The 18,335-nt window shown below is 49.9% G+C and carries 16 protein-coding genes and 1 pseudogene; 4 read left to right on the top strand and 13 right to left on the bottom strand.

What is annotated here, in order from left to right:
* Positions 1–11: 11 nt before the first annotated feature.
* Genes J4F31_00255 through J4F31_00240 form a run of 4 tightly spaced genes read right to left on the bottom strand, consistent with a single transcriptional unit; the run spans position 12 to position 2,255 of the window.
* Positions 12–374 (bottom strand): efflux RND transporter permease subunit, encoded by a 363-nt coding sequence (locus J4F31_00255; GenBank protein ID MCE2495012.1) that lies wholly within the window; start codon positions 372–374, stop codon positions 12–14.
* A gap of 18 nt (positions 375–392) precedes the next feature.
* The gene (locus J4F31_00250) at positions 393–1,823 is read right to left on the bottom strand and encodes an efflux RND transporter permease subunit (GenBank protein ID MCE2495011.1); all 1,431 of its coding nucleotides are present in this window, start codon (positions 1,821–1,823) and stop codon (positions 393–395) included.
* On the bottom strand, positions 1,768–2,079 hold the full coding sequence (locus J4F31_00245; GenBank protein MCE2495010.1) for an NUDIX domain-containing protein: 312 nt from the start codon (positions 2,077–2,079) through the stop codon (positions 1,768–1,770). The genes J4F31_00250 and J4F31_00245 overlap by 56 nt, the downstream gene beginning before the upstream one ends.
* Positions 1,971–2,255 (bottom strand): hypothetical protein, encoded by a 285-nt coding sequence (locus J4F31_00240; GenBank protein ID MCE2495009.1) that lies wholly within the window; start codon positions 2,253–2,255, stop codon positions 1,971–1,973. The genes J4F31_00245 and J4F31_00240 overlap by 109 nt, the downstream gene beginning before the upstream one ends.
* Positions 2,256–2,362: 107 nt before the next feature.
* On the opposite strand from J4F31_00240, the gene J4F31_00235 reads away from it, so the two are divergent.
* Together J4F31_00235 and J4F31_00230 are read left to right on the top strand one after the other, a co-directional pair.
* Positions 2,363–4,720 (top strand): TonB-dependent receptor, encoded by a 2,358-nt coding sequence (locus J4F31_00235; GenBank protein ID MCE2495008.1) that lies wholly within the window; start codon positions 2,363–2,365, stop codon positions 4,718–4,720.
* The gene (locus J4F31_00230; GenBank protein MCE2495007.1) at positions 4,720–5,541 is read left to right on the top strand and encodes a DUF4249 domain-containing protein; all 822 of its coding nucleotides are present in this window, start codon (positions 4,720–4,722) and stop codon (positions 5,539–5,541) included. The genes J4F31_00235 and J4F31_00230 overlap by 1 nt, the downstream gene beginning before the upstream one ends.
* On the opposite strand, the gene J4F31_00225 is transcribed toward J4F31_00230, so the two are convergent.
* From J4F31_00225 to J4F31_00215, 3 genes are all read right to left on the bottom strand, one after another.
* Positions 5,525–6,559 (bottom strand): DUF4421 family protein, encoded by a 1,035-nt coding sequence (locus J4F31_00225; protein MCE2495006.1) that lies wholly within the window; start codon positions 6,557–6,559, stop codon positions 5,525–5,527. The genes J4F31_00230 and J4F31_00225 overlap by 17 nt on opposite strands.
* Positions 6,560–6,573: 14 nt before the next feature.
* Entirely contained in the window at positions 6,574–8,682 is a 2,109-nt protein-coding gene (locus J4F31_00220) for a T9SS type A sorting domain-containing protein (protein ID MCE2495005.1), read from the bottom strand.
* A gap of 61 nt (positions 8,683–8,743) precedes the next feature.
* On the bottom strand, positions 8,744–10,270 hold the full coding sequence (locus J4F31_00215) for a hypothetical protein (protein MCE2495004.1): 1,527 nt from the start codon (positions 10,268–10,270) through the stop codon (positions 8,744–8,746).
* Positions 10,271–10,725: 455 nt separating this feature from the next.
* Between J4F31_00215 and rpiB the strand changes: the two genes are divergently transcribed.
* Both rpiB and J4F31_00205 read left to right on the top strand, forming a co-directional pair.
* On the top strand, positions 10,726–11,157 hold the full coding sequence (rpiB, locus tag J4F31_00210) for a ribose 5-phosphate isomerase B (protein MCE2495003.1): 432 nt from the start codon (positions 10,726–10,728) through the stop codon (positions 11,155–11,157).
* A gap of 81 nt (positions 11,158–11,238) precedes the next feature.
* On the top strand, positions 11,239–11,697 hold the full coding sequence (locus J4F31_00205) for a hypothetical protein (protein MCE2495002.1): 459 nt from the start codon (positions 11,239–11,241) through the stop codon (positions 11,695–11,697).
* Position 11,698: 1 nt separating this feature from the next.
* On the opposite strand, the gene J4F31_00200 is transcribed toward J4F31_00205, so the two are convergent.
* From J4F31_00200 to J4F31_00175, 6 genes and pseudogenes are all read right to left on the bottom strand, one after another.
* Positions 11,699–12,919, bottom strand: coding sequence for a peptidoglycan DD-metalloendopeptidase family protein (locus J4F31_00200; GenBank protein ID MCE2495001.1), 1,221 nt, complete (start codon positions 12,917–12,919; stop codon positions 11,699–11,701).
* Positions 12,900–13,703, bottom strand: a complete 804-nt coding sequence (locus tag J4F31_00195) for a DUF4292 domain-containing protein (protein MCE2495000.1) — start codon at positions 13,701–13,703, stop codon at positions 12,900–12,902. Before J4F31_00195 ends, J4F31_00200 begins: the two co-directional genes overlap by 20 nt.
* Positions 13,696–15,456 carry a tetratricopeptide repeat protein gene (locus J4F31_00190; protein ID MCE2494999.1) on the bottom strand — a complete coding sequence of 587 codons (1,761 nt, stop codon included), beginning with the start codon at positions 15,454–15,456 and terminating at the stop codon, positions 13,696–13,698. The genes J4F31_00195 and J4F31_00190 overlap by 8 nt, the downstream gene beginning before the upstream one ends.
* A complete protein-coding gene (locus J4F31_00185; protein ID MCE2494998.1) occupies positions 15,453–16,460 on the bottom strand; it encodes an NTP transferase domain-containing protein in 1,008 nt (335 codons plus the stop codon). The genes J4F31_00190 and J4F31_00185 overlap by 4 nt, the downstream gene beginning before the upstream one ends.
* A 12-nt stretch (positions 16,461–16,472) precedes the next feature.
* Positions 16,473–16,905 (bottom strand): annotated as a pseudogene (dut, locus tag J4F31_00180) (dUTP diphosphatase).
* Position 16,906: 1 nt separating this feature from the next.
* The gene (locus J4F31_00175) at positions 16,907–18,334 is read right to left on the bottom strand and encodes a polysaccharide biosynthesis protein (GenBank protein ID MCE2494997.1); all 1,428 of its coding nucleotides are present in this window, start codon (positions 18,332–18,334) and stop codon (positions 16,907–16,909) included.
* Position 18,335 lies beyond the last annotated feature (1 nt).

The following is an 18,335-nucleotide window of genomic DNA, read 5'->3' as shown; positions in this document are numbered from 1 at the left end:
CGGCCCAAATATCAATGCCGGGCCCAGTGGAAGCGGCGTTTGAGTTCGTTCTTTACCATCAGCATCACCGGCAGTATGATCAGCGTGATCACCGTGGCAATGGTAATTCCGTAAGACACCGAAACAGCCATAGGGATTAGAAACTGGGCCTGAAAACTCTTTTCGAGCATCAAAGGCGCTAGTCCGGCAATGGTGGTTAGGGAGGTCAAAAAGATGGCTCTAAATCGCACTACTCCGGCCTGATATACCGCTTCCTTGAACTCCATTCCCTCTTTGAGGAAGGTGTTCATTTTACTCACCAATACCAGTGAGTCGTTCACTATAATACCGATCAACGCGATGATACCCAAATAGCCGAAGATCGACAGCGGCATACCGGCAATGTAATGCCCTCAGCTTACTCCGATAAAACTAAAGGGGATCAAGGCGAAAATGACCACGGCTTGCCCAAGGCTGCGGAAGGTAACGGTCACGATCGCCAGAATCAGGATCATGATCACCGGCATCACTTGCTTCGCCGAAGTTTGGGTCTTGATCGCTTCGCGGTTTTGTCCTTCGAAGCTCGTCCTAACGGACGGATACTTGCCGAGGATCGGTGGTAAGATGCTGTCTCGGATGTTGGCGTTTATATCGGTGGCCGACACATCGCTCGAGGCCAGGTCGGCTTCGACCTGAATTTCGCACTGAGCGTTCAAGTGATTAATCTCGATGGTTCCGAGTTCAATGTGGTAGTCTGCGATCTCGCTCAGCGGATACGACGCACCGGTTGTGGTTCTGACGCGCATATCTTCGAGTTGTTGTAGCGATCGGCGATAGTCTTCATTGTATCGTACCCAAACCTTCACCTCATCGAGACCGCGTTGGAGCCTTTGTACTTCTTGTCCGTAAAATCCTTGTCGCACTTGACGGGTAACCTCGCGCAGGTCGAGCCCTAGCAAATGTGCTTTGTTCTTGAGCTTGAGGTTGACCTCTTTAAAGCCCTGCTGATCGTTATCGATGATATCGCGGATATCGGTTAGGCCCGAAAGCTCAGCTTTGAACTCTTCTTTTGCCAGCTGTAATTCGGTGAGGTTGTTCCCAAGAAGTGAAACTGAAATGGGTTTTCCGAATGGAGATGCCGTTCCAAAGCTCAGGTTTTCGGAAGTATTGATCGGGCCAACAGCCTCTCTGAACACATTGGTGATCTCGAAGCTCGACATCTCGCGCACCTCAGAGCTAATGAGGATGATGTTGAGTGACCCTTGGTCGATGGTTGGACCCAGTGTCCGGACGATCGATTTAACGACGTGAAGGGAATCATCGCGCCGTAGGCGCATATCTTCGCTAACCTCCCAGACCTTGGTCTCGATGTAATTGAGCCGGTCCATAGTGATGCGCTCCGAGGTGCCCGAAGGCATTTTTAACTGGACTTCGATGTTCTCGCGCTCGATGTTGGGAAAGTACGTCGCGCGTATGAATCCGCCCGAGAACGCTCCCATCGTTATCATGAACAACCCCACCATGATAGCCATGGTGAGCAGCTTGTTGCGGATCGCAAAACGGAGTGTGGGTTGGTACAGGTTGTCGCGTAGGTAATTGATGATCGAATCGCCCAGGCGCTCCATGAACGATTTCTTTTTTCCGAGCGAATTAAGTGCTTTACTGTGGGCGATGTGGGATGGTAGAATTATGATCACCTCGATCAGGGAAATCGTTACGGTCCCGACCACCACGATGGCCATTTCGGAGAAGAAATCGCCGGATCTACCATCGAGGAAGAAGAACGAGCTAAAGGTGATGGTGGTGGTCAGCAGAGCGCTGGTCACTGCGGGCAGCACCTCCATGATCCCGTCGATCGCCGCACGGATCGGGTTCGTGTTCGGTAAGGTCTTGAGCTAAATACAAAAGCGCCCGTTCGTCCGTGGCGCTATTGCTTAAATCCATCTCCTGTATGAGGGTCCATTTTCGAGCTGTTAATCCGGCTTCTTCCCTCAACTCTCGCTTTGCACTATCCGGTAGGTCATCGCTGAGCGCTCCCCCCCTTCGGGTATCTCCCGGGTGTAGCGTTCGAGCGGATACCGATATTGGCCGATCAACCAAGTCATTCCGTTATCATCGATCGGAACCACCCCTATGGCAAGGTTCTTGAAATGCACCACCCTGTATTCACCCGGCGACCCTCCCGGAGTCAATACATCGGATTTGGTTACGGTGATCCACGGATTGTCGTATTTCTCCTCCGTGTGTAATGTTTTCCGGGGGTTATTCGCCGACACTGTAAAAAATGGATTGTGCGCGCTAAGTTAATTTAATAATTCGGGCTGGAGGTGATTGTTCGCACAATGGTTCCTACCTTTGCTCCACCTTTGTCAAACCTCACAGAATGAAACAGTTCCTAGCGCTGCTCCTCGCATTTTTTAGCCTTGGGGCCATGGCGCAAACCGCAACCCTCAGCGGCTATATTCGCGACGCTTCCAACGGGGAAGAAATGATCGGAGCCAACGTCTACTTCCCGGAGCTCCAAAAAGGAACCACCACCAACGCCTACGGGTTCTACAGTATTTCGGTACCTCAGGGCGAGTACACCGTTCGGTTCCTTTTCATCGGCTACGCAACAAATGAAGAGAATATCGACCTGCGGTCGGATGTACGGCGCGACGTCGAGTTATCGACCGACAACGTGGAGTTGCAGGAGGTCGTGCTTACTGACGAACGGGCTGTGGAAAACGTGAGGTCCGTGGAAATGTCAGTGACCGACCTCAGTATTAAAGAAGTAAAAAAGATTCCGGCCCTATTGGGGGAAGCTGATGTGATCCGAACACTACAGCTCATGCCCGGGGTAACTACCGTAGGTGAAGGCGCTACCGGATTCAACGTTCGAGGTGGAAACATCGACCAAAACCTCATCTTGCTCGATGAAGCCCCGGTGTACAACTCGAGCCATTTGTTTGGTTTCTTCTCGGTCTTCAATTCCGACGCAGTCAAAGATGCCAAGTTGTACAAAGGTGGTATTCCGGCCGACTATGGGGGCCGTTTGAGCTCCGTGCTCGACGTCCGTCAAAAAGAAGGGAACTCCAAGCACTTTGCCGGAACGGGCGGACTCGGAATCTTGAGTTCGCGATTGACGCTTGAGGGGCCCATCCAAAAAGATGTTTCGAGCTTTATGTTGGCGGGGCGTCGTTCGTATGCCGATCTCTTCCTGGCTCTTTCTACAAATGAGGATCTGAGAAACAACACGGCGTATTTCTACGACCTCAACGCTAAATTGAACTATCGATTGGGCGAAAAAGACCGCTTGTTCGCTTCGGCCTATTTTGGTCGCGATGTCTTTGGTTTCGGCGACTTATTCAAATTCGCCTGGGGTAACCAAGCCTTTACCCTCCGCTGGAATCACCTCTTCAGTGAAAAGCTATTCGCCAACTTTACCGGTCTGGTGTCGGACTATCGATACAACCTCGGAATTCCCGAAGGTGCACAAGCCTTTGACTGGGACTCGCGTATCTTGAATTACAACGCCAAAGCCGAATTCAACTACTACATCAACCCCGAAAACACCCTCACCTTTGGGGCGAGTTTCCTCACGTACAAGTTTGAACCGGGCGTCATTACCCCGGCCAGCGACGAAAACCTGTTCAGCGAGTTCACCATTCAAAACCAATACGCCATAGAGCCCGCGGCCTTTATTTCGCATGAATTCAAAGTGGGGCAACGGTGGACCTTACAATACGGTTTTCGTTACTCGGCGTTCGTACGACAAGGACCCGAGGGTATTCGCTTGTACGAAGAAGGTCAGCCCTTGAGCGAAGAAACCATCATCGATACGGTGAACTATGGAAATGGTGAAACGATCGCCTCCTTCGACGGATTTGAGCCGCGCTTGTCGGTAAATTACCTTATCAACGACGAAATTTCGTTGAAGGCCTCGTACAACCGAACGCGACAATACATACATCTAGTGTCGAACACCACGGCCGCTACTCCGGTGGATATTTGGACTCCGGCCGGACCTTATGTCGATCCGGCGACGGCCGACCAAGTGGCCTTGGGTTACTTCCAAAATTTTGCCAGTCACACCTACGAAACCTCCGTGGAAGTCTACTACAAAAGCATGCGCGATCTGCTCGATTACAAAAACGGAGCTGAGCTCGTCTTGAATCCTGTTCTTGAGACTGAACTTATCTCAGGTGAAGGTCGCGCTTACGGGTTGGAGTTCTTTGTACGAAAGCGCACGGGCCGCCTGACCGGCTGGATCAGCTATACCTTATCGCGCAGTGAGGTTCAGGTCGTTGGGGATTCTCCCGAAGAAACCATCAACAACGGCAATTGGTACCCGAGCAACTGGGACAAGACCCACGACATTTCGGTGGTCACCACCTATGCCTTAAGCGACAAGTGGGACCTGAGCGCCACCTTCGCCTTTCAAACGGGCCGACCGATCACTTATCCCGATGGGCGGTTCGTACAGGACGGTATCGTGATCCCGGTGTATAACAACCGCAACGGGGCACGTATTCCTGCCTACCATCGATTGGATCTCAGTGCCAACTACACTCCAAATCCGAACAAGAAGAAAGGATGGCAAAGCTCGTGGTCATTCGGGGTGTATAACGCCTATGCGCGGCGCAATGCGTACAGTATCTTCTTTAGGCCACAGGAAGATAATCCGACACAAACCGAAGCGGTACGCCTATCGATCTTCGGAAGCATCATTCCATTCCTCACCTATAATTTCACATTCTAATGAAAAAGTGGATCCTACTTTTATTGCCAATCGCACTCTTGAGTTGTGAAGATGTAGTGGAACTCGAGCTACCGGAGGGTGAGCCACTGCTGGTGATCGACGGACAAATCACCAATCAACCGGGCAAAACACGTGTGCTCCTGACCGAATCGGTCCCCTATTTCGATGAAGTTGGGAATCCGCCCGTTGAGGGCGCCATCATAGAACTCTTTGAGGACGGCGCGTCGGTCGGAACCTTTACGGAGCTCGATTCGGGGTTGTACGTTTCGGCCTATACCGGCATTACGGGCAAGAGTTATCACATTGAGATCGAGTTGTCCGATGGAAGTACCTATGCCAGTGAGCAGGAGCTACTGACTCGTGTTCCGCCGATCGATTCGGTGTACTATCGATACGAGACCGATCTTCAGTTTTTGGAAGATGGTTACTACGTTTATTTCGCAACTCAGGAGCTTCCTGGTAAGCCCGAATTCTATCGCTGGAAGTATTATTTCAACGGAATTTATCAGAATACGCGGTTCGATATCAACATCGCCAACGACGATTTCGTCGACGGAAACTACGTGGTTGATTTCGCAGTGAATTTTGAACCCTTTTTCGTCGGCGATTCGGTAGAGATAGAGCAATACAGCACTACGCGCGATTACTACGATTATTGGATCTTGATCGGAACGCAGGTATCACAGGTCGGTAGTCCATTCGACCCACCGCCCGCTCCGGTGGTCGGAAACATGATTTGTACCGACGACGCCAATGAGACTGTGCTCGGCTATTTTTCGGCCCACGGTTTAGCGCGTGGATCGGTCATTGTTCAGGAATAGAGCTTCGGTATACCTTGTTCACCGTTCGAGGTGTTGGTATGCGAATTCCGAAATGGACGCCGGCGTTGAAGTAGCCCCAGCCCATGTTGATTCCGGGTAGGTTATAAAGGTCTCCGTAACCCGATACCAGAAAGGCGATCCAAAAGTAGTCTTGTGAATATCCGGTGGAAAGGCGAAAGTCGATGCCTGGATTTATGATAAACCTCGATTCAGGGTCTTCGCCTGTTTCTCTGTACCGTTGATGCTGTAGCGTTCCTTTCATCACCAAAGTTCCGTGAACGAACCAATACTCGGCCGGAACATAGGTATAGGCATATCCCATTCCTAGCGAAACCTCGTTGAACCGCACCTCCCGGAGGTTTTTCAACGAACCGTAGAAGGGTCGGGTCGGATAGGGCACAATGCTGCTGTCTCCTCCTACGCGAAAGTGCCTGAACTGTGCAGAACTCGTTATTGACCCCGCCGATTTTAATTGCCGTTCAGAAAACGTAAATGCCGACCGAGCCGAGAATTTTTTCCAATTCCATATGTGTAGATATCCGACCCGGACGTTCCAGACGCTGAAATCTTCCCGCACATAATATTGGTTTTCATCGAGCACCCTATCGAGGTAATTGACTGAGTTTTTATCGGCAAAACCCTTAGTTCCGATAAACTGTCCCATGATGATGCCTCGTTTTTGATATAGCCCGAGATTCGCTTCGATGCGTCGCGTGGTTCCGTACAGTTCCTGACTCTTGAAATTATCGGGGATACTCACACTTAAGTTGGCGCCGACACGGTCCAGGTTCAGGCTGATCCCCACAACTCTGGTGGCGTTGGGTTGGTAGTTCGAACGGAGTGAATCAACGATCGACCCGCTGACCTTTGGCGTGAGCAATAGCGCGTAATTACGCACGGCAATGAAGCTACCGGCGCTCAGTTTTTTAGGAAAGCTCTTGTAATAAGTACTGTCCTTTTCCTGAGCTTGCAGCGCAAGTCCAAGGCAAACCAACAAGATCAACAAACGGTTGCGCATAGCGCAAAGGTACACTATTGAACGAGCAGCACACCCACCGACCGCTGATGTTGATCCGACAGCACGTAAGTATAGCATCCCGCCGCGAGGCGGTTAATCGAAATCCGCGTCGTTTGCCCTTGCGGCACCGCATAGCGTCCAACAATTTGGCCCTGGCTATTATAAATTTCCAAGCCTAGCGGCTCAATGGCTTCGACCGCGTCGATCATCAGGTAATCCCGGGCTGGGTTTGGATACAGCGTAAATGGTGCTTCATTTTCTTCAAGCGATGAGGGTGGCGTAATGATGGGAGTACACGTGGTGTCGTTACCTGAATTAGCATCGGCTATGGCCGTGCTGCTGGTCCAGATACACAGATCTCCCGATCCCGGTGCCAGCGACATCAAGGTTTGAAAGGTGAACAGTATGGAGTCGTTGGGTGGGATTCCCGATCCGTTATAGGCTTGGGTGATCGCGGTTCCGTTCGCAAGTTGGTAACTCACGTCGAATTGATTCACGGGGGTCTGACCGAAATTGCGGAGGTACACCCGAACCAATTCGGGCGTGGCCACGTTTCCGGTCGGACTCAAAATGCTGGATGCGCCAATATCCTCGATATACTCGGGTTCATAGGTCAAGTTGATTAGGAAGTCCTCTGTGTCGAACGCCCTGTAAGCTGCCCAAACTCCATCGAGCACCTCGTATCCATGACGTGAGGTCGGACCCGTACTCGACGAGCCGATATTCAAATTAGCACCTTCCATTCGCCACAGTACATATACTCCACTATCAGCAATAGTAACGGGGTTCGTCAACGGAACACTGGTGTATTGATTCAGCAGAATATTGGCGGCAGGTACATACACCGAATCGAGAAGAGTTCCGTGAGATCCTCCCGGACCATCGTCGCGATAGAGAATCGCAGCAAAGCTGGATGCACCCGTGTTGGATACGTGATAGAAACCCATGTGGGTGATCTTGGCCGGATGCGTGGGTGGAACAAAATACATGGCCACACCGCCGTTTCCACCATTCCACGCGAGGGAGCCGTTACTGACCCCTTCGGTGTAATCGAGAGTAATACTCGTTTGGGTGGTATCGACGACCACGATCTCGCGATCGATCGAATTATTCGCCGCGACTAAATCACCGGCGATCCCGGAGATGGAAGTTTGGTGAATGTACGTACCTGCGTTGCCCGGCGACCAAGTGGCTGGATAGGTCAAAGTAGTATCCTGACCGGCACTCAAGGCCGGTACTGAAACAGCCGTAGTGAGCAAAGTGCTTCCTAGGTTATTGACGATCTTTCCCGTGGCAGTGAATGGGCTCAAGGCTTGGTTTCCTGAATTTCCAACATTGGTCACCAAGTCAATGGCCGGACCATTGGCCCCGATGAATACCCCTTTGTTATTTTCGTTATCGTTCCAATTCACGCGACCGTCTGTGGCTTGATACGTAACCACATCCGGATACTCGAACTTGATGCTGTACAGAGCGGGCGGAAACTGATTGAAGGAATGCTCGAGTCCTACGCCACCCGTAGTGTTTTCTATTCCTATGACACCCTGAACCTGGAAGCCTGTTCCCATTTGTTGCTGAACGTTGATGTAAATGGAGCTGTCCGAATCGTCGAGAATGATCTGAAAGGTATTGGATCCGGAATAGCCGGCAATAGTCAAGTCCCAAAAGGGAACGTTGATAAACGAGATTACCGTGGAATCCGTGTTGCGGCCGATCCAACATTCGGCCGGATTAGCCGCACCGTCGAATTTAAGGTCGGACATCATTCCGGCAATGAAATCATTAGGCCCACCACTTGTAGGGATATTGGGAAAAGGAGAGGCAATGTTGACTTGGTTGAAGGAAATATATCCATTGGAACCGATCCAGAAATGACTCACGTCGTACCAGTAGAAATGGAAATTCTGGTTGTTCGCTATCGTAAATGGGCCAACGACGTTATCATCACCTAGTCCCAATACTTGAATTCCATCAGAAGGATTTGCGATATCCACCCACCCGTAAGTAGGTCCTCCCGGTTCCTGGCTATCGATCCATGTATAGCCATAAGCATCGGGGCCCCCCTGACCTGCATTGGCCAATGCAGAGAATAAAAGTGCAAAGAGTAGTAGTCCTTTTTTCATCGGTGTAATGTTTGGGTATTTTCACCAATATACCTAAACGCTTCAACCAAAGCAAATTATACTATTGCTCCGGACCCAAAAGCTCATCAACGGGCATACCGTCGTACTTAATCTCTTTTCCGTCTTCGTAGGTAATATACAGTTGTATTTCCCTTAATTCGTTGTAGTAGATCCAATCACCTGTTTTGGATCCCATGATGTACTTCCCTTCCATTCTGATTCGACCATTTGGCCAATAGAATCGATGCTTTCCGTCTGGTAATCCGTCGATGAAATCGCCCTGAAATTGCAGTTGCTCTGTATCGGCGTAATAGTGTTTCCAAGTGCCTTGTCGTTCACCTGCTACGTAGGGACCAATTTCAATATGGTCACCAACCTTGTAATTCCACACCCCTTCTTTGTAACCGTCGATGTATTCTCCTTCGGCTACTACTTCTCCACTCTCGCTGTACTCAACGGAAGGACCCTCGACCAGTCCTCGGAAATACTCTTCTTCCCGCAATACTGTTCCGTCGTCAAAATACCAACGCCAGAAACCAACGGGGAGGTCATTTTGATACCTTCCGTTCTGCTCCATTTTTCCGTTGCGGTGGTAGTACTTCCATTCATCTATCTTTTTACCGTCCTTATAGGAGCCCTCAGCTTTTTTCTCGCCGGTTGGGTAATAGTAGACCCATGGACCTTGTTCTCGTCCCTGATCGTCTAAAATACCCTCAGCGAGCAATGTACCCAATTGGAATTTTTGACTGGCAATTACATTGCCTTCCTCATCGTATTCGCGATGAACTCCGTCCTTGGTTCCATTCCGGTAACCACCCAGAGTTTTAATGAATCCGTCGGAGTAAGTAGTTCTGCGCACTCGAATTTTTGCGGTTTCGGGAGCATTGGCTTGCCGCACTCCTTCGATCCACTTTTCGGTTTTCCGCAAGTTTCCCTTTTCGTCGTAGTACTTGAAATATCCGTGTCGGAGTCCGTCGGCATAGCTCCCTTCTTTTTTAATGACGTCATCGGGCCAGAACCACATCCAAAAACCGGTGGTATCACCCGATTCGCTAAAACGATTGATCTTCTGTTGTTTTACGAGTACCCCTTTCTTGTAGGTATACAAGGTTATCAATCGCCCATCGGTCCCATATTCAAATCCGTTTCCTTGCTCCAAGCCGTTCACGAATGGAATCATCTTTTGAACTCCGCTCTCGGTATAAAAGAATTTGGTAGGTCCCTCGCGCTGATCTTTTTGATAGAGCTCGGTCTTGGTCTTGATGCCGTCGGTGTAGCTGGTCTTTAATCCTCTTTTGATGCCTTGATCGTAAGTTACTTTGAGCATGGTATCCCGATCGTTGTTGTAGAATACCCACTCACCGTCGAGTTTGAAATTGACTCGATTGCCTTCCGACTTCAGGTTACCGTTGGGATGATAGGTTTTCCAGTACCCATTGGGTTGCCCTTCGAGCATATACCCCTCGCTGGAAACGGTAGTTCCATCGCGGAAGTAAAGGACGGTATATTCACCGGTGGTATCCTTCTGGCCGGAGGCCGAAAAAGAAAGTCCGAAAATGAATATCAATGAAATCAAAGTTCTATTCAACACCTATATATTTATTCTTCTTTATTTAATAAAAGATATATGATGATAATGGTCGGTTAACATTTTGGAAAACTTAAGGTAGCTTTTGTTGTGAGATTACCTTTTTAAATATTGTTCACCACAAAAAAGGACCACTGTTTATTAAAGTTCGTTACTAATGAGCCACTTAGCTAATTTATGCACATCTGTGAATAAACGTGGAACGCAACGAAATTGTATTTCTCTTTCACTTAAAGGTAGGTGATGAATGTGAATTAAATTGTATTTTGAGGGAATAAAGAAGTAAAAATAAGACTTGCACGGTGTCTTAAAAAGGTGCAATGAGAAATAATACCTTTGGTATTACCCTTTTTATGCTCCACTTATGGACAGTTATTAAAAGGTTTTAACACCGCGTTGTTAAGTGTGAAAAACGTTTCCAAAAGGGCTTACCTTTGCTTGAAAATGAACTTGTTATGAAAATTGGCATCGCCGGCGACCACGCGGCTTACGAATTGAAACCAAAATTGATCGAACACCTACAACGACTTGGACACGAGGTGGTGAATTTTGGAATGGACAGACCTGATTCTGTGGACTATCCGGACTATGCACATCCACTAGCGGAAGCCGTTGAAAGATATGAGGTTGAGCTGGGTATAGCTATTTGTGGCAGTGGTAACGGGATCAATATGACCGTGAACAAGCATGCCGATATTCGCAGTGCTTTGTGCTGGAACGAAGAGCTGGCCGATCTGGCGCGCCAACACAATAAAGCCAATGTACTCGCACTTCCAGCGAGGTTTATAACCGAAGAAATGGCCAAGCGAATAACAGAGCGTTTCCTGGAGGCCGAATTCGAAGGTGGCCGACACGAAAGAAGGGTGAATAAGATCCCCTGCGCGTAAATTCACGATAAATTCATTTTTGGACGAGCGGGAAACTTATTAGCTTTAGTGGGTGTTCATTAAGCTGATATGCTCCAAAACTTGTCATCTACGTTCTACAGCATGTTCGATCGGAAGCCGGTTGAGCTGAGCGAGCATGTATGCTCTATGAAGGAGCGTTTTCCAGAGGCAAAGGTTTACGTAGGTACCGATAGTCAAAACTTCAGTAAGCACACCATTTACGTTACAACGGTGGTTTTTCGTTTTCCTATGAACGGTGCACACGTGATCTATCATAAGCATAAAGTGAAGCGCGTGAATGACATGTGGTCACGACTCTGGCACGAGATGGGACAAAGCGTAGAAATAGCTCAACATATAGAGCAAAACTGCGGGGTAAAGGTCCACCAGATCGATATGGACATGAATGAGGATCCTAAATATCCGTCGAACAAAGTATTGAAGGCGGCGCAGGGATTCATCGAATCTATGGGCTTCAAAGCCATGGCCAAACCGAATATACTAATGGCCACCCGGGCAGCCAATGCCCTTTGTCACTGATCTATTTGAATAACCATGGTTCGGGGTCCTGTTTGGACGAGCCCTTCCACAGTTGAAACTGAAGCACGGTTTGGGCATCCGCGGCATCGGTACGTACGGTACCAATAAGTTCCTTGGTCGCTACGTTTTGACCTTGGGCTACGTACACGTCGTTCAAGTTTCCATAAACCGTGAGGTATTTTCCATGTCGAATGACCACAGCCCTACCCGCTCCTGGAATTCTGATCACGGCACTCACTTGTCCTTCGAAACAAGCCCGCGCCGTTGCGCCTTTCTGCGTGGCAATATCGATTCCGTCGTTCCTAATCGTAACGCCGCTCAAAACAGGGTGGGGCTGTTCACCATAAGGACTTACAATGAGTCCCCGCTCAACCGGCCACGGTAGCTTTCCACGATTCGTGGTAAAGTTCGTGGAAAGCGCCTTCGCCTCCGGAGTCATAGCAAAAGCCTCGAATTCAGCCTCCGGATTATTCGCCTTGGCCGCTTCACGCGCCTTCCTGATCTCTTCCTCAATGATCCGCTGTATGGCCTGCTCGAGCCGCTTGGCATCCTTCTCTTTTTGACGCAGCGCCTTCTTTAGATCGCGCTCCTTATTCGCCAACGCATCTACCGTCAATCGCTGTTGCTGCTTTTCACCCGACAACAATTCCCGCTCGCGCTGCTTATCGGCCCGCAGGGCCTCCTTCTCTTTCTTCTCCACCTCCAAGGCAGCAATTCGTTGCTCCAACTCCAACTCCATTTGCTGCAATCGCTCTGCCTGTTTTCGCCGAAATTCATTGTATTGCTTTAAAAACTGCAAACGCTTGTAAGCCTGATTAAAATCGTGTGCCGACAATAAGAACATCAATCGGGTATAAGAACTGCGGCTGCGATAGGCCTGCCGAATCATTTCAGCATATTGCTCACGTAAAACATTCAACTCATTTTCGAGCGAATCGATCTGCCCGTTCTGCCGATCGATCTCCGCATCGATCAAGCGAATCTCGCGATCAATGGTGTTCAACAACTCCTCGCGAATACGGATTTTCTGCTCGAGAGTATTCAGCAGGTTTATCGAAACCCTCTTCGACTCCTGCGTTTCGTTAATAAGCTTATTGGTGTAGTCGATCTCCTGCTGCAGACTCTTTTTCTGACGCTGCAGATCCTCCTTATTTTGCCCAACAGCTACAGTAGCCCATAGCAATAAAACGATCGGGAAAATTCTACCAAGTAATGGGCGCATAGTCGTCTGGAATCTCAAAGGGGAAAGATAGAACAATATCAGTTTCTATCTTATTCGCCCTCATTTGCACAGTGGTCGCAGTAACCGAATCGCGCGCCTCAATATTCAGCCTGGTCGGCCACGAACGATCATTCACCCATTCAAACCCATCGTTCTGAACACTTAAATATCGATCACCTATCGGATCCCAAACGTTTTGCTCCGCGATCTCCAATTTCGCAATACTCACGCGCATGGTTTCAAAAAAAAAGGAAATGGACGAAGAATCATCGCGCCCTGCGGGCGGATGGTTGCTGAGCACGTAATACGCACTGTCCGTTTGGCCGTATACATCCCTGCGTTTCCAGACGAACAGCGAACTTCCACTAAAGGTGTTTTGCAGTGTGTTGAAGTTAACGGGGGCACCTAACTTTCGACTCAACGAATTAAAATCACTGTCCAAATAAGATCGATCCAAGCGGTTTATTACCAACACCCGATCTGGCGTAATTTGAGCCCGTACGACCTCTATGCCCAGTGCGGCCGTGATCGATACCCACATGATACTGTCGCGCTTCATGCGCACCTTGGCCGTAAAGGTCATGCTGGTGTATTCGTCCTTGTATCGCGTTGAGATGCGCGAGCTGTACGTATCCCAAGTCGCGCTGTTGTCTTCCAAGGTCTTGAAGACCTTCACGGGCTTCATTTCGTCGTATACCGTATCCGGAGTAGCGAACTTGCGCGATTGACAAGAGCCCACGAATACAAGCACTCCAATAAGGACGGCGATCCGCGACTTACTCATACAGCTTTTGTTCTCGAATCTTTTGCTCTATCAAATCGCTGGCTCCACCTAATTCCCGGGCCTTCTCCCACTGCTCTACGGCAGCATCGGTTTGACCGAGCTTGAAGAGGATGTCGCCGTAGTGCTCGCGAACTTCAACGCTCTCCCCACCTCCGTTACTCACGGCTTTTTGGATCCAGTTCAGAGCTTCATCGTACCGACCGAGCTTGTACAACACCCAAGCATAAGTATCTTGATTGGTTCCATTATTCGGAGATAACTCGTTACTCTTTTTCGAGTACTGTTCGGCCTTTTCGAGTTTTTCCCCACGGACCGATAAGTAGTAGGCCAGGTTATTCAGTACCACGGCATTATCACTGTCGAAAGCCAAGGCCTTTTCGTAATAGCTGTCCGATTTTTTGTCGTTCCCCACGTGATGATATGCATCGCCGAGGTACGAGTCGAACTGCGCTTGAAGCGATTTATTACCGATCGCAAATTCACGACCACTTTCGAGTATCTCGGTTGCCGACTCGTACTGTTCATCGGCCATGAGAGCAAAGCCATTCAACAAATACACAAGCGGCTGAGCCGGGAACAACTCCAACGCAGCAGTGCTTTCTTCCAAAAGGGCTTTCATATCGCCCATGTCCGCATCCAAGAGCAACACCTGTTGCCAAATGGCATATTGAGTCGCCCCGGCATCGATCGATTTGCGGAACGATTCGCGCGCTTTTTCACCATCCTGTTCACGGAGGTAAAAATCGCCCTGAACGGCATAGCCTTTTGGGTTATTCGGATGGGCGTTGATCACGGCTTCGACCAGCATGAAAGCATCTTCTTTCAGGTTTGGATCGCTACCCGAGCGTTCGTAGTACTTCAGTATCACCCCCATCTTGGCATCGATGTTTAGATCGGGATTTTGAAAGGCGATCACATAGGACTTTAGCGCTTTGTCGTACTGTCCGTTTTCTTCGTAAAAACCGGCCAATCCGAGATGGACTTCAGCGGCGTTCGGAAAGAGCTCGAGAGCCCGATCGTATTCCATCCTCGCCTCGTCGGTCATATCGTTGGCCATGAACAACTCTGCGAGCAACACGTAGTATTGCACATTGTCAGGCGAAGTGGCAATGAGTTTTTCGAGCTCGGCAGTGGCCTTGTCGATACTTCCCAGCTTCAGGTAGATCAACTCCTTCTGAAGCGCGATCTCCTCAATGACCCCGTACTGTTTTTCCATCTGCTCGTATACTTTCAGCGCACCTTTGAGGTCGTTTTGCTGAAGTAAGGTGATGGCTAAATTGAACGAATGCTCGGGGTTCGAGGGCTCTATCTTTTCGAGCTCGGCATATTGTCCGGCCTGTGCCTCATAGTTGCGCTGTAGGCCGTATATATCGGCCAGTACCATGCGGTACCATCGGTTGTTGGGCTCTACCTCAACGGCACCTTCACAGAAGAACTGCGCCTGAGGAACGTTTTGGAACTCCAAATACAACAGGGAGAGTTCGTACATCACCGTTCCGTTATTCCCGTCGATGCGCAGGGCTTCGAAGAAGTATTCGAGTGCGCGATCGTAATTTCCGAGGGCTTTCTCCTTTTGTCCGGCGAAGAACGCGCGGTCAAATTGCATGCGTTCGCGCTCGGCCAGAGGGTCCGTTTCAGTCGAACTTTCGGACTTAGCGCTGGGCTCAGCGACACTGCCCTTCATCCCGCCGCAGGCGAAGAAAATGGAGAGTACGCCAAAAAAGAAAAGGTATTTCGAGGTCTTTTTTATCAAAGTAATGTACTGTAATCGCCGATGCTGATGGATTTTGACCCGCCGCGATAGTGGACCTTGTTTCCGAGCATCGAGTTGTCGAGTTCCGCATCTTCAATAACGGTGTTTTCCTGCACCAAGGTATTGCTGATCTTGGAATTCTCAGCGCGCGTGCCATTTCCCAGACTTACGTTGGGTCCGACCGTAGAGTTTTTGATCACTACATCCTTACCGATGAAGCAAGGCGGAATGATCTCCGAGTTTTCGGCGGTGGCACTCGGGTCTATCAAGCCCTGACCTTCCTCAGTGAGGTAGCCGAGGATCTTGCTGTTGGTTTCAACGGTAACGTCTTTGTTTCCGCAGTCCATCCAGTCGTCGACCTTTCCGGGTAAGTATTTGGCACCCTTTTGTTTCATGTTCTCGAGGGCATTGGTGAGCTGGTACTCTCCTTTGTCCTTGATATCGTTGTCGATGAGGTACTGAAGCTCGTCTTTCAACCACTTACCATCTTTGAAATAGTAGATTCCGATGATGGCCAGATCGCTAACGAACTCTTCTGGTTTCTCGACAAAATCAGTGATATGTCCATCGTCGGCGATCTTGACTACCCCAAAAGCGCGGGGATCCTCAACCTGTTTTACCCAAATAACACCGTCGCTGTTGCGGTCGATCTTGAAGTCGGTGCGGAACAAGGTATCGGCAAAGGCCACCACACAGTTCCCATTGAGGCTATGCTTGGCGCAAAGTATGGCGTGCGCGGTTCCCAGGGCCTCTTCTTGATAGTAGATACTTCCTTTGGCGGCGACGCTTTCGGCAATACCGACGAGTTGTTGCTCTACCTCTTTACCGAAGTCCCCGATGATAAAGGCGACTTCGTCGATATCATCTCCCGTTACCTTGGCGATGTCCTGGACCAATCGCTGAACAATTGGTTTTCCGGCAATCGGAATAAGGGGTTTGGGGACGGTCAAAGTATGTGGACGCAAGCGCGACCCCCTACCGGCCATAGGAATGACGATCTTCATAATGGGTGGTTTTTATATTCCGGTGGAACCGAAACCTCCGGCTCCTCGTTCACTTTTTTCCAATTCTTCACCGGGCGACCATTCGATGCGCCCGTAATTAGCCACGACCAACCGGGCTATGCGGTCTCCATTTTCGAGGGTAACCGGGGCTTGCCCTAAATTGATCAGGATCACCCCAATTTCACCTCGGTAATCGGCGTCGATGGTACCCGGAGCATTCAACACGGTCACCCCCTTCTTTAAGGGCCCAGCCGCTGCGCGGGCGCACTTGCGCTTCGTAGCCAAGAGGAAGCTTAATAAAAAGTCCTGTACCGACCAACTTGCGCTGGCCCGGTTGTAGGGTTATGGGATCTTCGATATTTGCAGGTAGGTCGAGCCTCGCCGACGCTTCCGTCTTGAATAGCGGAAGGGGATGGCCCGAACGATTGATCACTTTGACTTCCATATCAACTTTTTTTCACCCAGCGGCGAATATAGCGATACTCAAAGATCGCTAAGATGGCCCCAAATATAAGGAATAGGGCTATGTTTAGCGGTAAGCTTTCGTTATCGAAACGTTGTCCCAACCACACAATTCCAATTGCTAGCAGCAAATAGCCGAAAAGGCGTTTGAAATCGTACGGAATCGGGTACGCTTTATGCCCCCAAAGAAGCGAAACAACCATCATGGTTCCATAGGCGATCAAAGTAACCCAGGCCGCGGCGGTGTAACCGTAGATAGGTATGGCCCAAAGGTTCAAAGCGATGGTGATCGCAGCGCCAACAATGCTGATGATGGCTCCGTACAGGGTTTTGTCGGATAGCTTGTACCAGATCGACAAATTGATGTACACTCCGAGAAACAAATTCGCGAGCAGTAAAACGGGCACAATGTGAAGCCCTTCGTAATATTCGGGGTTCGGGATGAATATGTGTGAGATCGGGTCTATGAACAGGTTGAGCCCAACGAAGATCAGCGAAGTGACGATCACAAATAAATTCATAAGCTCGGCGTATGTTTCGCGGGCATCGAGCTCCTTGGCCTTTGCAAAGAAAAAGGGTTCGGCGCCATACCGGTAAGCTTGAATGAATAGGGTCAATAAGATGCTCAATTTGTAGCATGCGCCGTAGATACCGATCTGGCGGAAAGCCTCCACTTCGGGCAGCACGAAATTCATGATTTGTCGATCCGCGACCTCATTGACGGCACTGGCCAGTCCAGCGATCATGAGGGGCCAACTGTACCGGATCATCCGTTTCCAGAGCGATGTCGAGAATCCGGCCGCGAGGCCGCGAGCTTCGGGAAGCAAGAGCAAAAAGGTGATCGCCGAGGCGATGAGGTTCGATATGAAGATGTAGCCGATGCCGACCTCGGGATCGTAGAAGACCTTCACAAGCAGGAACAACAAGTTGAAGCCTATATTGAGTCCGATGTTGGTGAGTTTCACCAAGGCGAATCGGAAGGCTTTTCCCTCGGCGCGCAAACGTGCGAACGGCAGGGCAACTACGGCGTCGAGTGCCAGTATCCAGGCAAACCAGCGAATGTATTCAGGGTGGTCGGGCAGGTTTACTGCCGCGGCGATGGGCCCGCTGAAAAGTAGGGCGATGGCCAAAAAGATGGAACTCGTGAAGACCAACGACCAGGCACCCGTGCTGAAGACTTTAACCTGATCTTCGTCGCGCTCACGGAATCGGAAAAAGGTCGTTTCCATTCCGTAGGTAAGGACCACGATCAGGAAGACCACCAACGCGTAGAGGTAGCTTACCTTGCCGTACTCTTCGGCCGGAAAAAGGCTGACGTACAGCGGAACCAGCAAAAAGTTGAGCAGCCGCCCAACGATGGTGCTGAGTCCGTAGATGGCCGTTTGGCCGAGGAATTTACGAATTGGATTCATC

This window comes from Flavobacteriales bacterium, from assembly GCA_021296215.1.
GTDB lineage: Bacteria > Bacteroidota > Bacteroidia > Flavobacteriales > ECT2AJA-044 > ECT2AJA-044.
Note: the sequence above shows the minus strand (reverse complement) of the source record. Positions and strands in the feature narration are given on the sequence as shown.